This is a genomic window from Streptomyces sp. NPDC050263, assembly GCF_040655955.1.
Taxonomy (GTDB): Bacteria; Actinomycetota; Actinomycetes; order Streptomycetales; family Streptomycetaceae; genus Streptomyces.
The window spans coordinates 108,506-127,854 of record NZ_JBFAKW010000013.1; the positions used below are offsets into that span (position 1 = coordinate 108,506).

The following is a 19,349-nucleotide window of genomic DNA, read 5'->3' on the forward strand; positions in this document are numbered from 1 at the left end:
CCGAATACATCCAGTATGCGGACGTGCCTCCGCCTTGCGATGCACCGCATCTGACGCCGCGCGCTGATCCACCAGGGATTACGGGACAGCCCTTAGCGGCCGATGAACTGGGGGCCCTGCGGCGGTAGACGGAAGGCGCCGTCCGGGTGGCCGTGGCCGTGGCCGTAGGTGGGGAGGTTGGCCGGGTAGCCGTAGGCCGGTTGTTGCTGGGGGACCGCCGCGGCCGGCTGCTCGGGGGGCAGGGGCTGGGAGAGGCTGGGGGTCTTGGGCGCCTCCGGGGCGGAGGCCCCCTCCGACTCGTCCACCGAGATGCCGAAGTCCGTGGCCAGGCCCTTGAGGCCGTTGGAGTAGCCCTCGCCCAGCGCGCGGAACTTCCAGCCCTCGCCGCGGCGGTACAGCTCGCCGCAGATCAGCGCCGTCTCCTCGCCCGTCTCGGGGCGGATGTCGAAGGTGGCCAGCGGCTCGCCCTCGGTCGTCGCGTCGTACAGCAGGATGGTGAGGGAACGTACGCGGTCGAACGTGACGCCGTCCGCCGAAGCGACCAGCAGAATCTGTCCGACGCCGGACTCGACACCGGTGAGATCTGTCTGGATGGTGTCGGTGAGGCCCTCGGCGACGCGCTTCTTGCCGAGCCGCCACACCTTCCCGGAAGGGTGCCGGGGCTGGTTGTAGAAGACGAAGTCCTCGTCGGAGCGCACCCGCCCGTCGAGGCCGAGGAGCAGCGCCGAGGCGTCTACGTCCGGGACCCCCTGCCCGGGGGTCCAGCGCAGCACGGCGCGCACCGTGGTGGCCTTCAGCGGGACGTTCGACCCCTTCAGCATCGCGTGCGTCATGCGGTCATCCTGCCTTCTCGGTCCTGCTCACGACAACGCGGGGTGCACGGCAACTCTCACGGGCGAGTTACCTGAAATTCATGCCTGGTGGGAACCTCTGACATGGATCCCTACGTACTATTACCGGCCACCTCTTGCCGAATCCACAGACTTACCTTGCATCACGGGGGAGATTCATGCGTCATTTCGGGCACCTCGCCCCTGAGGTGCGACAGCGCCTCTTCCACCGGGAGCCGTGTGTCTTCGACGCGGACTCTCCGGCCAGGCTGCTCTCCGCGGCTCTGGGCGCCACGCTGTACAGCCCGGCCACGCGGCCCCGGCTGGCGGACGACGTCGTCAAGCAGACCGGGCGCGGCGTGGTGTCGATGGTGCTCTGCCTGGAGGATTCCATCGGCGACGAGGACGTGGCGGCCGGCGAGGAGAACCTCGTCCGGCAGTTCGCCGACCTCGCGGGCCGTACGGACGTCGAGAAGCCGCTGCTCTTCATCCGGGTGCGGACGCCCGAGCAGATCCCCGACCTGGTGCGGCGGCTCGGAGACCGCGTACAGCTGCTGAGCGGGTTCGTGTTCCCGAAGTTCACCGAGGCCCGCGGCATCCCCTTCCTGGAGGCCCTCGCGGGCGCCGAGGCGGCGAGCGGACGCCGGCTGTTCGGCATGCCCGTGCTGGAGACGCCCGAGCTGATGTACCGCGAGTCCCGGGTGGACGCGCTGGAGGGCATCGCCCGCGCCGTCGAGAAGTACCGCAGCCGGGTCCTCGCGCTGCGCCTCGGCGTGACCGACTTCTGCTCTTCGTACGGGCTGCGCAGAGCGCCCGACATGACGGCCTACGACGTCCAGATCGTCGCCTCCGTGATCGCCGACGTGGTGAACATGCTGGGGCGGGCCGACGGCACCGGCTTCACGGTGACCGGGCCGGTGTGGGAGTACTTCCGGGTCCCCGAGCGCATGTTCAAGCCGATGCTGCGGCACAGCCCCTTCCTGGAGGGACAGGCCGTGGAGCTGCGCGAGAGACTGATAGAGCACGCGATGGACGGGCTGCTGCGCGAGATCTCCCTCGACCACGCCAACGGCCTGCTCGGCAAGACCTGCATCCACCCCTCGCACGTGCCGGCCGTGCACGCGCTGTCCGTCGTCAGTCACGAGGAGTACAGCGACGCGGCGGACATCCTGCGGCCGGAGCGCGGCGGTGGGGGTGTGCTGCGGTCGCAGTACACGAACAAGATGAACGAGGTGAAGCCGCACCGCGCGTGGGCCGAGCGCACCATGCTCCGCGCGGAGGTCTTCGGCGTCGCGCACGAGGACGTCAGCTTCGTCGACCTGCTCGCCGCCGGCATACCCGGCTGAACCTCCACCTCGCTCACAAAAGGGACGCATGAACAACGCATTGACTGCTCCCCTCGCTGAAGGGGAGGGGATTCCTGGCTCAGGCCGCCTTCTGGAGCATCGCTCCAGAAGGGCTTGCGCCCTCGGCGCCAGCCGGGTTCAGACCAGCCCGGGCGAGCATGACGCGGGCGGAGTTCTTGTCTCTTGGGGAGACGGCTCCGCATACGGTGCAGGCGTAGGTGCGTTCGGACAGCGGCAGCGCGTGCTTGGTTCCCGCCCCGCACTGCGCGCAGTCCATGGTGGTGTGGGCCGGGAGCACCAGGCGGACGTCGCGTCCGTGCTTGCGGCCCATCTCGATCAACGCCTTCTCGGTGGCGCCGATGGCGGCGTCCGCCGCCTTGCGCGCCATCGACGTCTTCGCGAGAAACTTCGGTTGGAAGTCCTCGTCGTACGTGACCATGACGTGATCGCGGTGGCACCGACATCGATCCCACTCGGCGAGCAACGCGCGGTGGGCCGTCGACGACACACACAGCCGGCACGCGTACCGGGCGTACCCGGTCTCGATGGCTTCCCCCGTTGTCGTCATGCCGCCGACGTAGTCCCACGATTCGCTTGTCCTTGCGGATCTCTGAACAATCACACGAACGGGTGGTCGCCCGCCATGCTCAGCAGAAGCCGGATTCATTCCCGTAAGCGGGAGATGCCCCCGCACCGGTCCGGAGTCCGGGTCACCTTCGGAGGTGCCTGGTGAACAACGGGGTCTGGTCCGGGACCTGGGTCGCCGAGCGGCTCGGCGTCGAACTCCTGGGTGACGACACCCTGACGGACCTGCTGGGGCTGGCCCTGCGCCGCAACCCCAAGCGGGCGCATCTGCTGGTCTCCAACGTGCTGGGCAAGCACGTCCCGCAGTCCCCGTCGGTGGTGCACGGCCACGGGTTCGCCCTCGGTCGCCGGGTGCGCGAGCTGCTCGGGGCCGAGGAGGCGGCCGAGGCGGTCGTCCTGGGCTACGCGGAGACCGCGACCGGCCTCGGCCACTGCGTCGCCGACGGCCTCGGCACCGCGCCCTACCTGCACTCCACGCGCCGCCCGGTCGCGGGCGTCGCGGCGGCGGGCGGCTTCGAGGAGTCCCACTCCCATGCCACCTCGCACCTGCTGCTGCCGGAGGACCCGGCGCTGCTGGTCGGCGACGGCCCGCTGGTCCTCGTCGACGACGAGTTCTCGACGGGCAACACGGTCCTGAACACCATCCGCGCCCTGCACGAGCGGTATCCGCGACGGCGGTATGTCGTGGTGGCGTTGGTCGACATGCGGTCGGCGGCGGACGCGGGGCGCCTGGACGTGTTCGCGAGGGAGATAGCCGCCCGCGTGGACCTGGTCACCACCGCCTCCGGCACGGTTCGCCTGCCGGCGGGGGTGCTGGAGAAGGGGCAGGAGCTGGTCGCGCGACACGAGTCGCCCGCGGGTGCGTCGGGGCCGGTCGCTCCCCCGCTCTCGGCTTCGCTCGAGCGGGGGGACCCCCATCGCGGCGGAGCCGCAGATCGACGCAGCCCAGCGCCCCTTTCGGGGGCGCTGGGAACGGCGCGACCAGCCACAGCGGACCCGCACCCGGACGACGACCGTGCCCCGCAGATGCGCCCCCAGGGCCGCCTCGCCCGCGTGGACCTCTTCTGGCCCCGCGGTCTGCCGGACGGCGGTCGGCACGGCTTCACGCCCCGGCACCGGGAGTGCCTCGAAGACGCCCTCCCCGCCATGGCCGCCCGCCTCGCAGAGGCGATACCGGCCGACGCGCGCCGCGTGCACATCCTCGGTTTCGAGGAGCTGATGTACGCCCCCCTCAGACTCGCCCGCGAGCTGGAACAGGTCACGGACGCGGAGATCCGCTACTCGACCACCACCCGCTCACCCGTCCTCGCGGTCGACGACCCCGGCTACGCGATACGCAGCCGAATCGTTTTCCCCGCCCATGACGACCCGGCCGACGGCCCCGGCGAGCGCTATGCCTATAACGTCGCAGGCGGTGGCTTCGACGCCGTCGTCGCCGTGGTCGACTCGGTGGCCGACACCGCCGCGCTGCACGCCCCCGACGGCCTCCTGGCCCAGCTCGCCGCGCACACCCCGCACGTGATTCTCGCGGTCGTGCCCAGTTACGTCCCCGAGCCGCTGTACGTACCCGAAAGGCCCGCCATGCTGCCCGAGCCCCTTCGCGGCCCCGCCTTCTCCTCGTACCCGCCCGAAGAGGTCGGCTGGCTGCTCCAGGACCTCTCGGACGTGACGCTGGAGGCGCCGACCGAGGAGCGGGAGGAGGCCATCCAGAGCGGCGGCGCGCACTACGCCGAGTCGCTGCCGGTGGAGTACCAGCCCAGCGAGCAGTACCAGGAGCTGTTCCACGCGGCCCTGGAGACCTCCGCGGCCCGTATCGCGCACGCCGTGGGCGTGGTCACGGAGACGGTGATCGCCGAGCGGAGCCCGCGCCCCGTCCTCGTCTCGCTCGCCCGCGCCGGCACCCCCGTCGGCGTGCTGATGCGGCGCTGGGCGCAGGCCCGGCACGGGCTGGACCTGGCGCACTACGCCGTGTCGATCGTGCGCGGCCGGGGCATCGACGCCAACGCGCTGCGCTGGCTGGCGGCTCATCACGACCCGCGGGACGTCGTCTTCGTCGACGGCTGGACCGGCAAGGGCGCCATCACCCGCGAACTGGCCGCGGCGATCGAGGAGTTCGAGGCGGGCGGCGGTGCGGCCGGCTTCGACCCGGAGATCGCGGTGCTGGCCGACCCGGGCTCGTGCGTGCGGACGTACGGCACCCGGGAGGATTTCCTCATCCCCTCCGCCTGCCTCAACTCGACCGTCTCCGGGCTGATCTCGCGGACCGTGCTGCGCGCCGACCTGGTCGGGCCGAACGACTTCCACGGCGCGAAGTTCTACCGCGAGCTGGCCGACGCGGACGTCTCGGTGGCCTTCCTGGACGCCGTGGCCGCCCGCTTCCCGGAGATCGTGGACGCCGTCGACGGCGCGGTGAAGGAGCTGCTCGCCGGCGACCGCACCCCGAGCTGGGAGGGCTGGCGGGCGGTCGAGCGGATCAGCGAGGAGTACGGCATCCACGATGTGAACCTGGTCAAGCCGGGCGTCGGCGAGACCACCCGGGTGCTGCTGCGCCGGGTGCCGTGGAAGATCCTGGCGCGGGCCGGCGCGGGCGCCGACCTGGATCATGTGCGGCTGCTCGCCGGACAGCGAGGGGTGCCCGTCGAGGAGGTCGACGATCTGCCGTACACCTGCGTGGGGCTGATCCACCCGCAGTACACGCGCGGCGCGACCGGCGCCGACGGCAAGGCGGTGGCGGTCTGATGCCGGTGCTGGTGGCGAGCGATCTCGACCGTACGCTCATCTACTCGGCGGCCGCCCTGGCGCTGACCATGCCGGACGCGCGGGCCCCGCGGCTGCTGTGCGTGGAGGTGCACGAGGCGAAGCCCCTGTCGTTCATGACGGAGACCTCGGCGCAGCTGCTGACCGACCTCGGCGACGCGGCCGTCTTCGTGCCGACGACGACCCGGACGCGCAAGCAGTACCAGCGCATCAACCTCCCCGGCCCGGCGCCGAAGTACGCGATCTGCGCCAACGGCGGCCATCTCCTGGTCGACGGGGTCACCGACCAGGACTGGCACGGGAGCGTCCTCGCGCGGCTGGCCGACGAGTGCGCGCCGCTCGCGGAGGTCCAGGAGCACCTGACGAAGACGGCGGATCCGCTGTGGCTGCGCAAGCAGCGGATCGCCGAGGACCTGTTCGTCTATCTCGTCGTGGAGCGCGAGCTGCTGCCCGAGGAGTGGGTGAAGGAGCTCGCGGCCTGGGCGGAGAACCGCGGCTGGACCGTGTCCCTGCAGGGCCGCAAGATCTACTTCGTGCCGAAGCCGCTGACCAAGAGCTCGGCCGTGCGCGAGGTGGCCCGCCGCACCGGCGCCGAACTGACACTGGCGGCGGGCGACTCGCTGCTCGACGCCGATCTGCTGCTGGCCGCGGACCGCGGCTGGCGCCCGGGACACGGCGAGCTCGCCGACACGGCCTGGACGGCTCCGGAGATCACCGCCCTGCCCGAGCGGGGCGTCCTGGCCGGCGAGCGCATCCTGCGGGAGTTCCTGAAGGGCGTCCGGGGGCAATAACCCTCAGGAGCTCAGGAGCTCAGGAGCTCAGGAGCTCAGGAGCTCAGGAGCTCAGGAGCAGCAGCCTCCGCCGCAGCAACCGCCTCCGCCGCCCCCGCCGCCCGAATTGGCCGCGGGGGCGGACTTCGTTCCTCCGACGGCCACCGTTGACAGAAGCTTGACCGTGTCCGCATGGCCCGCGGGGCAGTCGGCGGGGTCCGCGGACTGTGCCATCGGGCGGCTCAGTTCGAAGGTGTCGCCGCAGGTCCGGCAGCGGTACTCGTAGCGTGGCATGGGGCCAGAGTAAGCCCCTATGGTCGGACATGGCGTCAGCAGTTTCAGCTCTGTTCACTTCTGTCGTTTTCTTATGTGGAGAATTCGCGAAGAGCGCTGGTAATTTGAGAGCGCCGCGTTGAACCCCGAGGTCGGGAGGGTTCAAAATTTGCGGCCGCGTCAACGGCAACCATGTCAGGCCCTCGTAAGTCTGTACGTCTGCCTGCGAGCAATACGGAGTGCGGGAGGGAGACGCGTCGTGACCCAGGCGGGGCAGGGGGAGGAGCCCCAGGAGCCGGATGCCACCATGCAGTTGAAGGTCCCTGCCTCTTTCCGGGCGGACGAGACCATGCAGCTGCGAATGTCCGACATTCCCGCGGTGCCGGACATGTCCGAGGGCGACGAGGGCAAGAAAGCGCGTTCTTCGAAAAACCCGCGCAAAGCCCCCACCCCTTCCGTGTTTGCCCGAATATCCACGCTTCTGGGTCCTGGGCTCGCGCCGCTCATGGCCGTCCTCGCGCCGTACGTGGCTCGTGTCAAGCCCTACGTCCGCAAGCTGCGCCCGCAGTACCCGCGCCCGGGCCGGACCGGCTGGCGGCGCTGGATACCCTCCTGGCGGCAGTGCCTCGGCGGCTTCTTCGCCGCCATGGGCCTGAGCAGCATGCTGCTGGTCGTCGCCTACGCGGCCACCGACGTCCCGGACAACCTCAACTCGTACGCCACTCAGCAGGACAACGTGTTCTTCTGGGCCGACGGCACCCCGATGGCCCGCACCGGCTGGGTGCAGCGGCAGGCGATGCCGCTGAAGGACATCCCCGAGGACGTCCGCTGGGCGGTGCTCGCCGCCGAGAACTCGAGCTTCTACAGCGACCCCGGCATCTCCTTCAAGGGCATCAGCCGCGCCCTGTTCCGCACCGTCGGCCAGGGCGACACCCAGGGCGGCTCCACGATCACCCAGCAGTACGTGAAGAACGTCTACCTGAACCAGAACCAGACGATCAGCCGCAAGTTCACCGAGGCGATGATCTCGCTCAAGCTGGACAACCAGATGAGCAAGGACGACATCCTCGAGGGCTACCTCAACACCAGCTGGTTCGGCCGCGGCACCTACGGCATCCAGCGCGCCGCCCAGGCCTACTACGGCAAGGACGTCAGCCAGCTCAACGCCAGCGAGGCCGCGTTCCTCGCCTCCCTCCTCAAGGGCGCCGGCCTCTACGACCCCACCCTGAGCTCCGCCAACCGCGCCCGGGCCGTCGAACGCTGGTCGTGGACCCTGGACCGGATGGTCGACATCGGCAAGCTGACCAAGGCCGAGCGCGCGAAGTACAAGACGTTCCCCGAGCCGCTCAAGTCCAACCCGCTGTACGACACCGGTGAGCAGAGCGACTACCTGGTGGAACTCGCCACCCAGTACGCCAAGAAGGCCGGGAACATCTCCGACAAGGACTTCGACCTCGGCGGCTACCAGGTCTACACGACCTTCGACAAGAAGCGCGAGACGCAGCTCACCGACGCCGTCACCAAGGCCCGCAAGAAGGCCCTGGAGGACGATCCGAACAACGCCGCGGCCGCCCACTACGGCGCCTCCTCGGTGGCCGCCGACGGGCGGATCCTCGCCGTCTACGGCGGCCCCGACCACCGTACGCAGGGCTACAACGAGTCCAACGCCACGACCGTCCCGGCCGGTTCGGCCTTCCAGCCGTTCGTGTACGCGGCCGGCCTGGAACACGGCATCCACAAGACCCGCGACGGGGAGACCACCGACGTCACCGGCGAGTCGCTCTACGACGGCGACAACAAGGCGCTGCTGACCACCCCCGAGGGCTACTACTGGGACCGCAGCGGCAAGAGGTTCGCCACCGAGAACGACGGGGAGCGGTCCTACGGCAAGATCTCCCTGCACCGCGCGCTGGAACTGTCGGTGAACGCGCCGTTCACCCAGCTCGGCATGGACACGGGCCTGGACCTGGTGCGCTCCACCGCCGAGAAGTCCGGGCTGCTGGCCTCCAGCTTCGGGGCGCAGGTGCCCGCGCTGTCCACGGGCAGCGCCACGCCCAGCGCGATCCGCATGGCCAGTGGCTATTCCACCTTCGCCGCGGGCGGCAAGCACACCGAGCCGTACTCGGTGCGCATGATCACCAGGAACGGCACCAAGATCGCCCTCGAGACCCCGGCCGCGACCCGCGCGTTCGACGCCGACGTGGCCGAGGAGGTCAACTCCGCGCTCGCGGACTCCTTCGGCGCCGCCCACCCCGACGACGTGCCCGCTGCGCAGAGGGAAGCCCGGCGGTCCGGCTCGCTCGGCCAGGTGACCGGGAAGAAGGGCACCACGCAGGGCGACACCGCCGCCTGGTACGTCGGCACGGCCAAGGCCGTGTCCACGGCCGTCGTCGTCTACCGCATCGACCTCACCAAGAGCCTCGAACCGCTTCCACTGAAGGGCATCGCAGGCACGACCGAAGACAGCGTTCCCTACGGCATCTGGTCAGGTGCCATGAGCCCGCTCGGCTGACCATCGAGCAGGGCACCCCTGTCCCCGATTTCCGGAGAATGATCCGCACATGAAGTCACCGTCGGGCCGCCGCCGAAAGGCCCCGGCACCGCGCCGCCCCGCCACCCCTCACCCGGGGTTCATGACGCTGGCGGCGCTCCTCGTCGTCGCGTCCCTGGTGGGCGGCTACCTGGTGCTGAACCGCACGACCAACACCGCGCCGACTGCTTCCGCGGGGGAGAGCCAGAAGGGCGTGACGAAGGCCACCGAGGAGCCTGCGTGGGACGGCAAGACCCACGTCCTGGGGGACGGCTCCACCTCGTACACCGGGCCGCAGACGGGCCAGTTGAAGCCGGTCCCGCTCAAGCCCGGCGAGAAGCCGCCGCAGTTCGTCGTCTTCTCCTGGGACGGCGCGCTCATGGGCGACGACGGACTCTTCGAGCACTACCGGGAGCTGGGCGAGAAGTACAACGCCAACATGACCTTCTTCCTCACCGGCATCTACCTGCTGCCCAAGAGCAAGAAGAACCTGTACTCCCCGCCGCAGCACCCCAAGGGCTCGGCCGCGATCAGCTACCCCACCGACGAACACATCCGCACCACGCTGGAGCAGCTCGGGGAGGCGTGGAAGGAGGGCAACGAGATCGGCACCCACTTCAACGGCCACTTCTGCGGCGCCAAGGGCGGCAAGGACTGGAGCGTCGACGAGTGGAAGAGCGAGATCGACCAGTTCTACGAGTTCGTGGAGAACTGGAAGACCAACACCGGCTACACGGACATCGCCCCGCTGCCCTTCGATTTCAAGAAGGAGGTCACCGGCGGCCGGGCGCCCTGCCTGGAGGGCCAGGGGAACCTGCTGAAGGCCGCCAAGAGCTACGGCTGGCGCTACGACGCTTCCAACCCGGGAGGCTTCCAGATCTGGCCGGCGAAGAAGGACGGCCTCTGGGACTTCCCGCTCCAGGCGCTCCCGTTCGGCAACGTCCAGTCCCTGTCCATGGACTTCAACTTCCTGGCCAACCAGTCCGACGGCCAGCCCGACGGCGACCCCGCCAAGTACCCGCAGTGGGAGCAGGAGACCCTCGACGCCTACATGGCCGGTTTCAACCGCGTGTACTACGGCAGCCGGGCCCCGCTGTTCATCGGCAACCACTTCGAGGAGTGGAACGGCGGCATCTACATGAAGGCCGTCGACGAGGTCATCGAGAGCGTGTGCACCAAGAAGGACGTCAAGTGCGTGTCCTTCAAGGAGTTGGCCGACTGGATGGACGTGCAGTCGCCCGCGACGCTGGAGCGGATGCGCACGCTGGACCCGGCGCAGAACCCCGACTGGTCGACGGTCGTGAAGTGACGGCTGAAGCGGTCAGTGACGTAACCAAACCTCAACCGCAACCCTCTTCACAACTCATGCACACGTCATGCAAAGATGCCCTTCCCGGCATCCCCCCGCCGGGGCAAGAGGGGAAACATCAGTGAAGTCAAGGAAATTGAGCGGGACGCGCCGTCGCGTCTCGATACTCGGGGCAGTCGCGACCTCGGTCGTCGCCGGAGTCGCCCTGCTGCCCAACTGGTCCGCCGGTGCCGCGGTCACCGACGACCCCACGGTGGACGCGGGCACCAAGGCCACTTTCCAGCGGCTGGCGGACGCGGTTTTCACCGACCGCACGGACGCACTCGTCACGGGCAAGCAGGGCGACCGTGAGAAGCCGCTGACCAACGGCTTCTCCGGCGACGTCAAGCTGTCCTCCACCACCGCCCGCACCGAGGACGCCACGCTGTCCTCGCTGGGGCAGCGCAAGGACAAGCTGGCCAAGGCCGGCGAGAAGTACAGCAAGGCCGCCACCGTCGTCACCCTGAACGCCACGCGCGTGACGGGCCGTACGGCCAAGGCCGCGGTCACCGAGACCACGACCCTGACCTACGCCCAGGCGACCGGCAGCGCCCCGAAGACCACCGGCTTCCAGGCCCAGCACGAGCTGACCTTCAAGGCCGACAAGCAGGGCAACTGGCAGCTGACGGACATCCGCGACACCGACCAGGGCGGTCTCGCGGTGAACACGCTGTCCAAGCCGGCCACCGTCAAGGTGACCACCGCGGACGACACCATGCCGAACGCCCCGCGCGCGGCGACCACCCGCAACCCGGCCGCCGTCCCGAAGACCGGCACCGCCTATGACTACAAGGCGATGGCGACCTACGCCGAGAAGTACTGGAACGTCTACAACAAGGACTACCCGGACTACAACGGCCAGGGCGCCGGCGGCGACTGCACCAACTTCGTCAGCCAGTCCCTGAAGGCCGGCGGCTGGAAGCACGTCCCCGGCTACGTCTACGACTACACCAAGTGGTTCGGCAACGCCGACATCCAGTCGCACTCGTTCGTCGGCGTCAACGAGTGGTCCTGGTTCGCCCAGAACTCCAAGCGGACGACCAGCCTCGCGAACGTCTACCAGATGGAGGTCGGCGACGTCCTCCAGGTGGACTTCGACCGCGACGGGTCCAAGGACCACACGATGATCGTCACCTCCAAGAGCGGTGGCGTGCCGTACGTGACGTACCACTCCAACAACACGCTCCGCAGGTCGGTGGCGAGCCTCGTCGCCTCCTACCCGACCGCGTACTACTACGCGTACCGCACCTGATCCGGTACGCGCAGCCCGTCTGATCCGGCCGGCCCGTCACCTCGTCACTGATCGGGGTGGCGGGCTCGCCAGTAGGGGTTGTCGTGCGGCAGGGCGGATCCCACCCTGCCGTACATCCCGAAGACCATCAGCAGGATCCCGATCACAAAGCTGAGCATGCAGTTCTGGATCTCGAAGGCCAGGAAGTTGTAGTCCGTCTCCAGCAGCGCCATGTTCAGGAAGCCGCTGACGATGAACAGGACGCCGAGCGTCATGTTGAGGGTGGACGCGAAGTTCCCGCCGATCACCATGCCCACGAAGAGCAGCAGCCCGGCGGCGATCGACAGCCAGCTGAGCGCGCCGTTGGTGTTGAGGCTCCACACCTCGTCCCCACCGGTGTCGAAGAAGCCGATCTTGTCGATGACGCCGAAGATCCCGAAGACCAGCAGCCCGAGGCCCATCAGCCCGGCGCCGATCCGGTAGACCAGATTCAGCCGGTGGTCGACCGGCAGATGTTCATTGAACGCGATCCGCCGCCTGGGACGGCTGTGCAGTGCGTGTGCGGCCATCTCCGCCTCCTTGGGAGTGGACGTGCCGACGGAGGCCTTGCCTACTCAATATCCGCCCGTCGCCCCCCGGCGGCAATGTCGGACGCCGTCGGAACCGTCGGAACCGTCGGAGCCGTCAGTGCCCGGTGCCGCGCTCCTCGCGGATCAGGGACACCACGTTCGCGACCGCCCGCCGGACCGCCTCCGTCTCGGTCAGGAAGTGCCAGTAGTCGGGGTGCCGGCCCTCCAGCGTGGTGATCGCCCGCTCCAGCCGGGCCACCGAGTCGTCCAGCGGACGCGCATGCCGGGGATCGGGCGTGTTGCGCCCCGCCATGGCCAGCCGCTGCGCGTCCCGGATCGCGAACCTGGTCCGGTCGATCTCCGCCTGCGGATCCTTCTGCACGGCGTTCAGCCTGGTCAGCCGGTCACCGGCGGCCGAGACCGCTTCGTCCGTGTTGTTCAGCAGAGCCCGCACGGTCGACAGCAGCGCGGTCGCGTCCGGCCAGCGCTGCGCATCGCGCGCGGCCTGCGCCTCCGTCAGCTTCGCCTCCGCCTGCCGGACGCTCTCCCCGGCCTGGTCGGGAACATGCTGGAGGTCCTGCCAGCAGGCCGCCGCGAACCGCCGCCGCAGCTCGCTCAGGATCGGCTCCACCTGCCCCGAGCGCGTCTCCAGCGCCTGCGCGCGCGTGCGCAGCGACACCAGCCGGTGGTCGATCTCGGCCGCCCGCTCCGGCAGCCGCCCGGCCTCGAACCGGACCGCCTCGGCCTCCCGCGCGACCCGCTCCGCCCGCTCCAGCGTCTGCGGCACCCCGTGCTGCCCCGCGCCCTGGTTCAGCTTCGTCAGCTCGGGCGCGAGCGCCGCCAGCCGCGCCGCGAGATCGTCCGCCCGAAGCCCGCTCTCCCGTACGGCGTCCAGCGCGTTGGACGCGGCCAGCAGCGCCTGCCGGGCCCGCTCCACGGCGGGCGCGAGCCGGGCCAACTGGGTCTCGGCCTTGCCGAGCAGCGGGCCCAGACCGTCGGCGAACCGGTCCAGTTCCTGCTTGACGCGCCCCAACTCCTCCTTGGCGCGGGTCAGCTCGGTGCGCGCCTGGGCGGCCGCCGAGGCCTCCAGGTCGTCCCGGTCGAGATCGTGGGCGTCGACGGCGTCGATGTACTGGTGGCTGGCCTCGTCGATCCGCCGTCCGACGGCCTCGAAGTCGGCGACGGCCCGCCGGGCGGCCGGCGTGTCGTCCACGGCCTGGATCGTCTCGATCGAGATCCGCAGATCACGCTGCGCGGTGTCCAGCTCGTAGAAGGCGGCCGCCGCCGCGTCCTTCGCGGCCTGCGCCTCGGCCCGCTGGCCCTCCGCCCGGCCGCCGAACCAGCGCCGGGTGCCGCCGCCGGCGAACGAGGCGGGCAGCGCGAGGGCGACCACGAGGGGCAGGGCGACGAGCGTGAGGGTGTCGGCGAAGGCACGAAGGGGGGCGCGGAGTCGTGCGCGCGGCACCAACGGCGAATACGGCTGCGCTGGTGTCGCCGTCACCGGGTTCCTCCGAGGGTGCCCCGGCCTTCAGGCCGGGAAGGAATCGGGCCCCTGCGGAGCAGGGCAGGGAAAGCCGAATCGCCGTCAGGGCGATTCGGAGCCTGCCGGTTGAGCGGCGAGCGCGACCTCCAGGAGGTGGACGATCTCGCCGTTGACCGACCTGCGGTCTCGCTTCGCGAGTACGGCGAGACGTTCGTGAAGTTCGAGGGGGAGCCGGAGAGTGATGCGCTTCTCTTCATCCATGCCGACACCGTAGTTGCTTGAGTACATAGAGTTGCCATACGTTTGACGTCATGACGACATCGAAGCGACAGACGGAGGGCGCCGGGCTTGTCCGGTACACCTACCGGCTTCGCGTGTCGTCGACCGCAGGCACCGCCCTCCTCGCTGAGTGGGACCGCTGCCGCTGGATCTGGAATGAATGCGTGGCCAAGTCCCGTACCGTGCACGCCCACAACCGCGCGCACCCCGACGACAAGCTGGAGTGCGGTCCAGCCCGGCTCGACAAGATGCTGACCGAAGCCCGCGCAGCGATGCCGTGGCTCCGCGAAGGTGCCTCGGTGCCGCAGCAGCAGATCATCCGCGACTTCGCCAAGTCCCGCTCCAAGGCGCTGAAGGACATCGACAAGCGCCTGCCGATGCGGCAGCGCGCGGGCATGCCCCAGCACAAGAAGAAGCGCGAGGCGCTGCCCACGCTGAACTACACGCAGCGCGGGTTCCGGCTGAAGGGCGGGTGTCTGCGCCTCGCGGGCGGCATCGCGCTGACCGTGGTGTGGTCCCGCGAACTCCCGGCCGCCCCTTCCAGCGTGCGCGTGTACCGGGACGCGGTGGGGCACTGGTGCGCCTCGTTCGTCGTCGCCACCGAAGCCCGGCCGTTCCCCGAGACCGGTGCCGTCCTCGGCGTGGACTGGGGCGTCAAGGAGACTGCCACCACCACATCCGACACCCATGACCTCCCGCACCCGCAGCACGGGCGCAAGGCCCAGGCCAAGCTGACCCGGTACGACCGGATGACGGCTCGCCGCAGGCCGAAGAAGGGGCAGGCCGTGTCGAGAGGCTACCGGGAGGCGAAGAAGGAGCGTGCGAAGGCGTACTCGAAGATCGCCCGGCAGCGGCAGGACACCGCCCGTAAGTGGGCAAAGCGCGTTGTCCGTGACCATGACGCGATCGCCGTCGAGGACTTCCGGCCGAAGTTCCTCGCCAAGACGTCGATGGCCCGTAAAGCCGCTGACGCGGCGATCGGTGCCACGAAGACGGCCCTGATCGAGATGTGCCGCAAACACAGGCGGGGCATCCGCCTCGTCAACCCCGCGCACACCACCATGGACTGCGCGGCGTGCGGAGCGAGAACCAAGCACGCACTTCCTCTTTCGGAACGTACCTATACCTGCACCGCATGCGGAGCGGTGTCCCCCAGGGACAAGAACTCCGCCCGAGTGATGCTCGTCCGGGCTGGTCTCAACCCGGCTGGTGCCGAGGGCGTAAGACCTCCGGGAGCGCCGCTCCCGGAGGCAGCCTGAGCCAGGAATCCCCTCTCGTCAGGGAGGGGAGGATGTCAAATCCCTCTCCCGTGCTGGCTCTGGCCGGCATGCTGCACGCATCTGTATCTCCACCCTGCCCGGTGTCATTCTCTCACCGGTTAAGGACGAACACGCGGGTTCGTTAGTTCGCGTTCCTGACCGCGACTTTGCCGTCGGTCCGGGACGTGGATACGGGTTTGCGGGGCACGGCCCCCGGCAATGTAGGCTGTCGACTCGTCCTGGGTGCGTAGCTCAGGGGTAGAGCGCCTGCCTTACAAGCAGGATGTCGGCGGTTCGAAACCGTCCGCGCCCACACAGGTCAGAGGCCCCTTGCATGATCGGCAAGGGGCCTCTGTAGATCGTTCAGGGTATTCGGGAGCTCGACTCCCGAAGGGCCTCACGCCACGCTTCACAGCATCGAGCGGTACAGGCGTATGACCGTTCCGCATCGTGGGTGTGCCGAGCGCCCCGCATCGTGAACCCGGGAAGGACCCCGGCTCCCAGCCCTCCCAGCAGGCGTGGCCGCGCCGGCCGACCGGATCTGGATCGCCCGCGACGAGGACGGCACGGTCGTCGGCTCGATCGCCGTCGACCTGTCCCACGGCCCGCGCGAGGCGCATCTGCGCTGGTTCCTGGTCAGCCGGGAGGCTCGCGGCACCGGCCTCGGGCGGCGGCTGCTGAACGACGCGGTGGCCTACTGCGACGACGGCGGTGCCGAGGCGACGACGCTGTGGACGTTCCAGGGGCTCGACACGGCCCGCGCGATGTACGAGAAGCACGGCTTCGCGCTGGTCTCGGAGCAGTCCGGAGACCGCTGGGGAAGGAAGGATCGTCGTCGAGCAACTGTTCCGACGCCCGGCGCGGGCCGGCCTGCCGCGCGCCTGAGGCTCGCAGTGCGCGTGGGTCAACAGGCGTCGTACTTCCAGGCGTCGCCCTCCAGGGTCCACGGCTGCGCCTGCTGGTCGAACTTGGGCAGGCCCTGCACCTTGTAGGTGACTCGGGCCAGCGTGCCCGACACCTGGGCCGTGACGTCCGTCGCCGGGTGGTCCTCGCCGTAGTCCGCTTTCGCCTGCTCGACGACGCCGGCGTACGCGTCCTTGGTCGTCTGCTCGGCGCAGCGGGCGGAGAGCATGCCGTACGCGGTGTCGGTGTCGGCGGCGAAGTACGCGGCGGTGTAGACGGCGACGGCCGCTTTCAGGTCGTCGCCCTCGTGCTCGGCCGGGACGCTGACGGTCGGCTCGGCCGCGGGTGTCCCCGAGTCGTTGGCCGGGGCCGTGTCGTCGCCGGACGAGGAGCAGGCGGTGAGTGCGAGGAGCGCGGCGGTGAGTGTGCTGGCGGCGCGGATGCGCATGTGTCCCCCCACGGACAGAGCGGTCTGAAGGGGGCATCGTGCCATGGGGGGTCGGGCGGCGGGAGGGGACCCTACTCGTGCGCGTGCTTGAGGTTCATGCGGGCCTCGACCCGGTCCGGGGCGGCGAGCTCCGCCCAGTAGCGGTGGCAGGTCACGAAGACCGCGAGCTCGTGTTCGCGCTGTCGGAGCTTCTCCACCTCGGCCTGTTCGTCGGCCGTCCAGCCGGGGGAGGCGGGGCGCTCGGTCTTGCGCCAGCCGGTGTCGTCGCTGAAGCCGTCCAGGGGCTCGACCGACCAGGGGAGTCGCTTCAGCAAGGCCGACAGCTCGGCCCGGACCTGATGCAGCTCCTCCTGACCGGCGCGCAGGTCGCTGGGAAAGTCGTAGGTCTTGGCCACACGGCAATGGTACGCCTGTTCGAATTTGAGTGGCGAGCTCCTTTGGGGTGTTCGTGTGAACGTATGTTCGAGTGAGGGGGGTGACGTCGAGGTGGATCTCAGGTGTCCGTGCGGGCCCGGTCGAGGATCGTCACGCCCATTCGGTCCGTGAGCTGCGGGTCTCCGTTGAGGCGGTGGACGACCACCCAACTGCCGTCGGGCGTCGCCCCGGCGAAGAGCGAGGCGTGGCGGGTCGCGCCGTTGTGCCAGAGCAGCGGGCGGGCGGGGTCGCGTGGGTGAGGACACAGGTCGGGATGCGACGACGCATGACGGCCTCTGACTCCCTTCTTCCTGTCGTGGTGCTGTCCCGACGTTACGGGGTCGGACCCGGTTGTCAGACCCTCGCTCTACGGTGGGCGCATGGATCTCAACGGTGTGGAGCGAGTGCGGCTGGCGCCCTGGTCGGAGGGCGACTTCTGGTTGCTGGAGCGGGCCAACACTCCTGAGATGACCGAGCACTTGGGCGGGCCGGAGAGCGAGGAGAAGCTCGCCGACCGGCATCGGCGGTATGTCGAGCCGTTCAACGGGTGCATGTACCGGGTCACGCTCGCGGACGGCGGGGAGACCGTCGGCTCGATCGGCTACTGGGAGCGCGAGTGGCGGGGCGGGACGGTGTGGGAGACGGGCTGGGCGATCCTGCCCGAGTTCCAGGGCAGAGCCCTCGCGGCGTCGGCCGCCCGCGCGCTCGTCGACGTCGTACGGGAGACCGGCGGGCACCCGGCCCTGCACGCCTTCCCCGAGGTGGACCATCCCGCGTCCAACGGGGTGTGCCGCAAGGCCGGGTTCACGCTGCTCGGGCAGGTCGAGCTGGAGTACCCGAAAGGGAACCCGATCAGATCCAACGACTGGTACCTCGACCTGCGCACCGGTTCCTGAGGATCGGCGGGCCCGCCGGGTGGTGTCCGTCTACCGCGTGGTGTCCGACGACCGTGTGGCGTCCGCCAACTCCCTTACCAGGCGGGCCGTCACCGGCGTCGGCACGCCGTGTCGTTCGGCCGCGCGCAGCAACGCCCCGCCGATGGCGTCGAGTTCGAGGGGGCGGCCCGCCTCTGCGTCGCGCTGCATCGAGGACTTGGCGGTGGCGGCGAACGCGTCGTACCGGGCGAGTGCCTGGGCGGGGTCGGCGGGAGCGCCGCAGGCGGCGCTGACCGCGGCGGTCTCCTCGACCAGCGCGGTCAGCTCCTCACGGTGCCGGGTGCGCACATCGCCGAGCGGCAGGCCGTACCGGGTGGTGAGCAGGGCGAAGGGCGCGAGGAACGCCATCTTCGCCCACAGTGCGGCCGTCTCGTCCGGCAGGACGCGCACGGTCGGGCCGGCCGCCGTCAGCGCCTGCGCGAGCGCGTCGAGGCGGGGCCGCGGCACGGCGTCGCCGGTCAGGTCCACCTCCGCGAAGGCGCTCCCGTGCTCGATCACGCCCGGGGCGACCCGGGTCGACTCGACGCGGATGACGGCCGGTGCCACCCGGTCGGGGCGGTGGAGGCCGCGCAGGACGGCCGGGTGTTCGACGCCGTTCAGGAACGGCACGAGGAGGGTGTCCTCGCCCAGCGCGGAGGCCGGGACGCGGGTCAGCGCCGCGTGGAGGGCGGTGTGCTTGACGGCGATCAGGACCGCGTCGACCGGGGCGCGCAGCTCGGTGTCCGCGTCCACCCGGGCCGTGAACTCGCCGAAGGGGGTGCTGCGGACGCGGATGCCGTCGGTGCGCAGAGCCCTGGCCGTGTCCTCGCCGGCCAGGCAGGTCACCTGGTGGCCGGCCCGGGACAGCAGGGCCGCGAGCAGACCGCCCACCCCGCCGGGGCCGAGGACGGCGACGGTGCGTATGTCGTTCGCCATGATGCTGTTGTTCCTCTCGTCGGTCGACCCCGCGGGTGCGGTGGCCGCCTCTGAAGTGATCATGGCATGCGGCCGGGGAGACGCAGAGGGAATCGAAGAGGAAGTCGGAGAGGGACGTCGGAGAGGGAACCGGAGAGGGAGACTGGGTACATGTGCCGGAGTATCAAGACGCTTCGTCCGCCCGCGTTGCCCGAGGAGGCGACGGAGGACGAGATGCGCGCCGCAGCCCTGCAGTACGTCCGTAAGGTGTCCGGCTTCCGGGCGCCGGCCGAGCACAATCGGGAGGTGTTCGAAAGAGCGGTCGAGGTCATCGCCGCGGCCACGGCCGAACTGTTGGACGGCTTGGAGGTGCGCGGCTCGGGCCGCAGCGTGGCGGCAAGCGCCTAGGGGGCTTCTGATGGATCTCCGCGGCGTCGCGACGCCCGGCACGCACTCTCGCCGCACCGGGCGAAAGCCCTAGTAGCTCCGCTACGA

18 protein-coding genes, 1 tRNA gene and 1 pseudogene are annotated in these 19,349 nt (G+C 69.9%); 11 read left to right on the forward strand and 9 right to left on the reverse strand.

Annotated elements, in window-relative coordinates:
* Nucleotides 1-92: 92 nt before the first annotated feature.
* On the reverse strand, nucleotides 93-833 hold the full coding sequence (locus tag AB0J04_RS08935) for a TerD family protein (protein WP_363167661.1): 741 nt from the start codon (nucleotides 831-833) through the stop codon (nucleotides 93-95).
* Between the two features lie 176 nt (nucleotides 834-1,009).
* Between AB0J04_RS08935 and AB0J04_RS08940 the strand changes: the two genes are divergently transcribed.
* Nucleotides 1,010-2,176: an HpcH/HpaI aldolase/citrate lyase family protein gene (locus tag AB0J04_RS08940; RefSeq protein ID WP_363167662.1), complete on the forward strand. Its 1,167-nt coding sequence runs from the start codon at nucleotides 1,010-1,012 to the stop codon at nucleotides 2,174-2,176.
* Between the two features lie 79 nt (nucleotides 2,177-2,255).
* Here the strand turns inward: AB0J04_RS08940 and AB0J04_RS08945 are convergent.
* A pseudogene (locus tag AB0J04_RS08945) lies at nucleotides 2,256-2,600 on the reverse strand (transposase); the annotation flags it as partial.
* A 305-nt stretch (nucleotides 2,601-2,905) separates the two neighbouring features.
* On the opposite strand from AB0J04_RS08945, the gene AB0J04_RS08950 reads away from it, so the two are divergent.
* Nucleotides 2,906-5,500 carry a phosphoribosyltransferase gene (locus tag AB0J04_RS08950; RefSeq protein ID WP_363167663.1) on the forward strand — a complete coding sequence of 865 codons (2,595 nt, stop codon included), beginning with the start codon at nucleotides 2,906-2,908 and terminating at the stop codon, nucleotides 5,498-5,500.
* On the forward strand, nucleotides 5,500-6,309 hold the full coding sequence (locus AB0J04_RS08955; RefSeq protein ID WP_363167664.1) for an HAD family hydrolase: 810 nt from the start codon (nucleotides 5,500-5,502) through the stop codon (nucleotides 6,307-6,309). Before AB0J04_RS08950 ends, AB0J04_RS08955 begins: the two co-directional genes overlap by 1 nt.
* 51 nt (nucleotides 6,310-6,360) lie before the next feature.
* Here AB0J04_RS08955 and AB0J04_RS08960 read toward each other — a convergent pair whose 3' ends face one another.
* Nucleotides 6,361-6,582, reverse strand: a complete 222-nt coding sequence (locus tag AB0J04_RS08960; protein ID WP_351911312.1) for a zinc ribbon domain-containing protein — start codon at nucleotides 6,580-6,582, stop codon at nucleotides 6,361-6,363.
* 286 nt (nucleotides 6,583-6,868) lie between these two features.
* Between AB0J04_RS08960 and AB0J04_RS08965 the strand changes: the two genes are divergently transcribed.
* From AB0J04_RS08965 to AB0J04_RS08975, 3 genes are all read left to right on the forward strand, one after another.
* Nucleotides 6,869-9,073 carry a transglycosylase domain-containing protein gene (locus AB0J04_RS08965; RefSeq protein ID WP_363167683.1) on the forward strand — a complete coding sequence of 735 codons (2,205 nt, stop codon included), beginning with the start codon at nucleotides 6,869-6,871 and terminating at the stop codon, nucleotides 9,071-9,073.
* A 49-nt stretch (nucleotides 9,074-9,122) separates the two neighbouring features.
* Nucleotides 9,123-10,400, forward strand: a complete 1,278-nt coding sequence (locus tag AB0J04_RS08970) for a hypothetical protein (protein ID WP_363167665.1) — start codon at nucleotides 9,123-9,125, stop codon at nucleotides 10,398-10,400.
* A 121-nt stretch (nucleotides 10,401-10,521) separates the two neighbouring features.
* Nucleotides 10,522-11,691, forward strand: a complete 1,170-nt coding sequence (locus tag AB0J04_RS08975; RefSeq protein WP_363167666.1) for an amidase domain-containing protein — start codon at nucleotides 10,522-10,524, stop codon at nucleotides 11,689-11,691.
* A gap of 44 nt (nucleotides 11,692-11,735) precedes the next feature.
* Here the strand turns inward: AB0J04_RS08975 and AB0J04_RS08980 are convergent, their stop codons facing one another.
* The 3 genes from AB0J04_RS08980 to AB0J04_RS08990 form a co-directional block, all read right to left on the reverse strand.
* A complete protein-coding gene (locus tag AB0J04_RS08980; protein WP_363167667.1) occupies nucleotides 11,736-12,239 on the reverse strand; it encodes a DUF4383 domain-containing protein in 504 nt (167 codons plus the stop codon).
* 115 nt (nucleotides 12,240-12,354) lie between these two features.
* Nucleotides 12,355-13,740: a hypothetical protein gene (locus AB0J04_RS08985; protein ID WP_363167668.1), complete on the reverse strand. Its 1,386-nt coding sequence runs from the start codon at nucleotides 13,738-13,740 to the stop codon at nucleotides 12,355-12,357.
* Between the two features lie 84 nt (nucleotides 13,741-13,824).
* Nucleotides 13,825-13,983: an Arc family DNA-binding protein gene (locus AB0J04_RS08990; protein WP_363167669.1), complete on the reverse strand. Its 159-nt coding sequence runs from the start codon at nucleotides 13,981-13,983 to the stop codon at nucleotides 13,825-13,827.
* 50 nt (nucleotides 13,984-14,033) lie between these two features.
* Here AB0J04_RS08990 and AB0J04_RS08995 point away from each other — a divergent pair, with 50 nt between their 5' ends.
* The 3 genes from AB0J04_RS08995 (at nucleotide 14,034) to AB0J04_RS09005 (ending at nucleotide 16,252) form a co-directional block, all read left to right on the forward strand.
* Nucleotides 14,034-15,260 (forward strand): transposase, encoded by a 1,227-nt coding sequence (locus AB0J04_RS08995; RefSeq protein ID WP_363167670.1) that lies wholly within the window; start codon nucleotides 14,034-14,036, stop codon nucleotides 15,258-15,260.
* Between the two features lie 241 nt (nucleotides 15,261-15,501).
* Nucleotides 15,502-15,573 (forward strand) — tRNA-Val (locus AB0J04_RS09000).
* 205 nt (nucleotides 15,574-15,778) lie between these two features.
* Nucleotides 15,779-16,252 carry a GNAT family N-acetyltransferase gene (locus tag AB0J04_RS09005; RefSeq protein ID WP_363167671.1) on the forward strand — a complete coding sequence of 158 codons (474 nt, stop codon included), beginning with the start codon at nucleotides 15,779-15,781 and terminating at the stop codon, nucleotides 16,250-16,252.
* Here the strand turns inward: AB0J04_RS09005 and AB0J04_RS09010 are convergent.
* Together AB0J04_RS09010 and AB0J04_RS09015 are read right to left on the reverse strand one after the other, a co-directional pair.
* Nucleotides 16,165-16,611 (reverse strand): hypothetical protein, encoded by a 447-nt coding sequence (locus AB0J04_RS09010; RefSeq protein ID WP_363167672.1) that lies wholly within the window; start codon nucleotides 16,609-16,611, stop codon nucleotides 16,165-16,167. The two genes, AB0J04_RS09005 and AB0J04_RS09010, sit on opposite strands and share 88 nt — an antisense overlap.
* Before the next feature lie 71 nt (nucleotides 16,612-16,682).
* On the reverse strand, nucleotides 16,683-17,006 hold the full coding sequence (locus AB0J04_RS09015; protein ID WP_363167673.1) for a hypothetical protein: 324 nt from the start codon (nucleotides 17,004-17,006) through the stop codon (nucleotides 16,683-16,685).
* Between the two features lie 399 nt (nucleotides 17,007-17,405).
* On the opposite strand from AB0J04_RS09015, the gene AB0J04_RS09020 reads away from it, so the two are divergent.
* The gene (locus AB0J04_RS09020; protein WP_363167674.1) at nucleotides 17,406-17,921 is read left to right on the forward strand and encodes a GNAT family N-acetyltransferase; all 516 of its coding nucleotides are present in this window, start codon (nucleotides 17,406-17,408) and stop codon (nucleotides 17,919-17,921) included.
* 30 nt (nucleotides 17,922-17,951) lie between these two features.
* Here the strand turns inward: AB0J04_RS09020 and AB0J04_RS09025 are convergent, their stop codons facing one another.
* Nucleotides 17,952-18,875, reverse strand: coding sequence for a 2-dehydropantoate 2-reductase (locus AB0J04_RS09025; protein WP_363167675.1), 924 nt, complete (start codon nucleotides 18,873-18,875; stop codon nucleotides 17,952-17,954).
* 150 nt (nucleotides 18,876-19,025) lie between these two features.
* Here AB0J04_RS09025 and AB0J04_RS09030 point away from each other — a divergent pair, with 150 nt between their 5' ends.
* Nucleotides 19,026-19,262 (forward strand): DUF2277 domain-containing protein, encoded by a 237-nt coding sequence (locus tag AB0J04_RS09030; protein WP_363167676.1) that lies wholly within the window; start codon nucleotides 19,026-19,028, stop codon nucleotides 19,260-19,262.
* Nucleotides 19,263-19,349 lie beyond the last annotated feature (87 nt).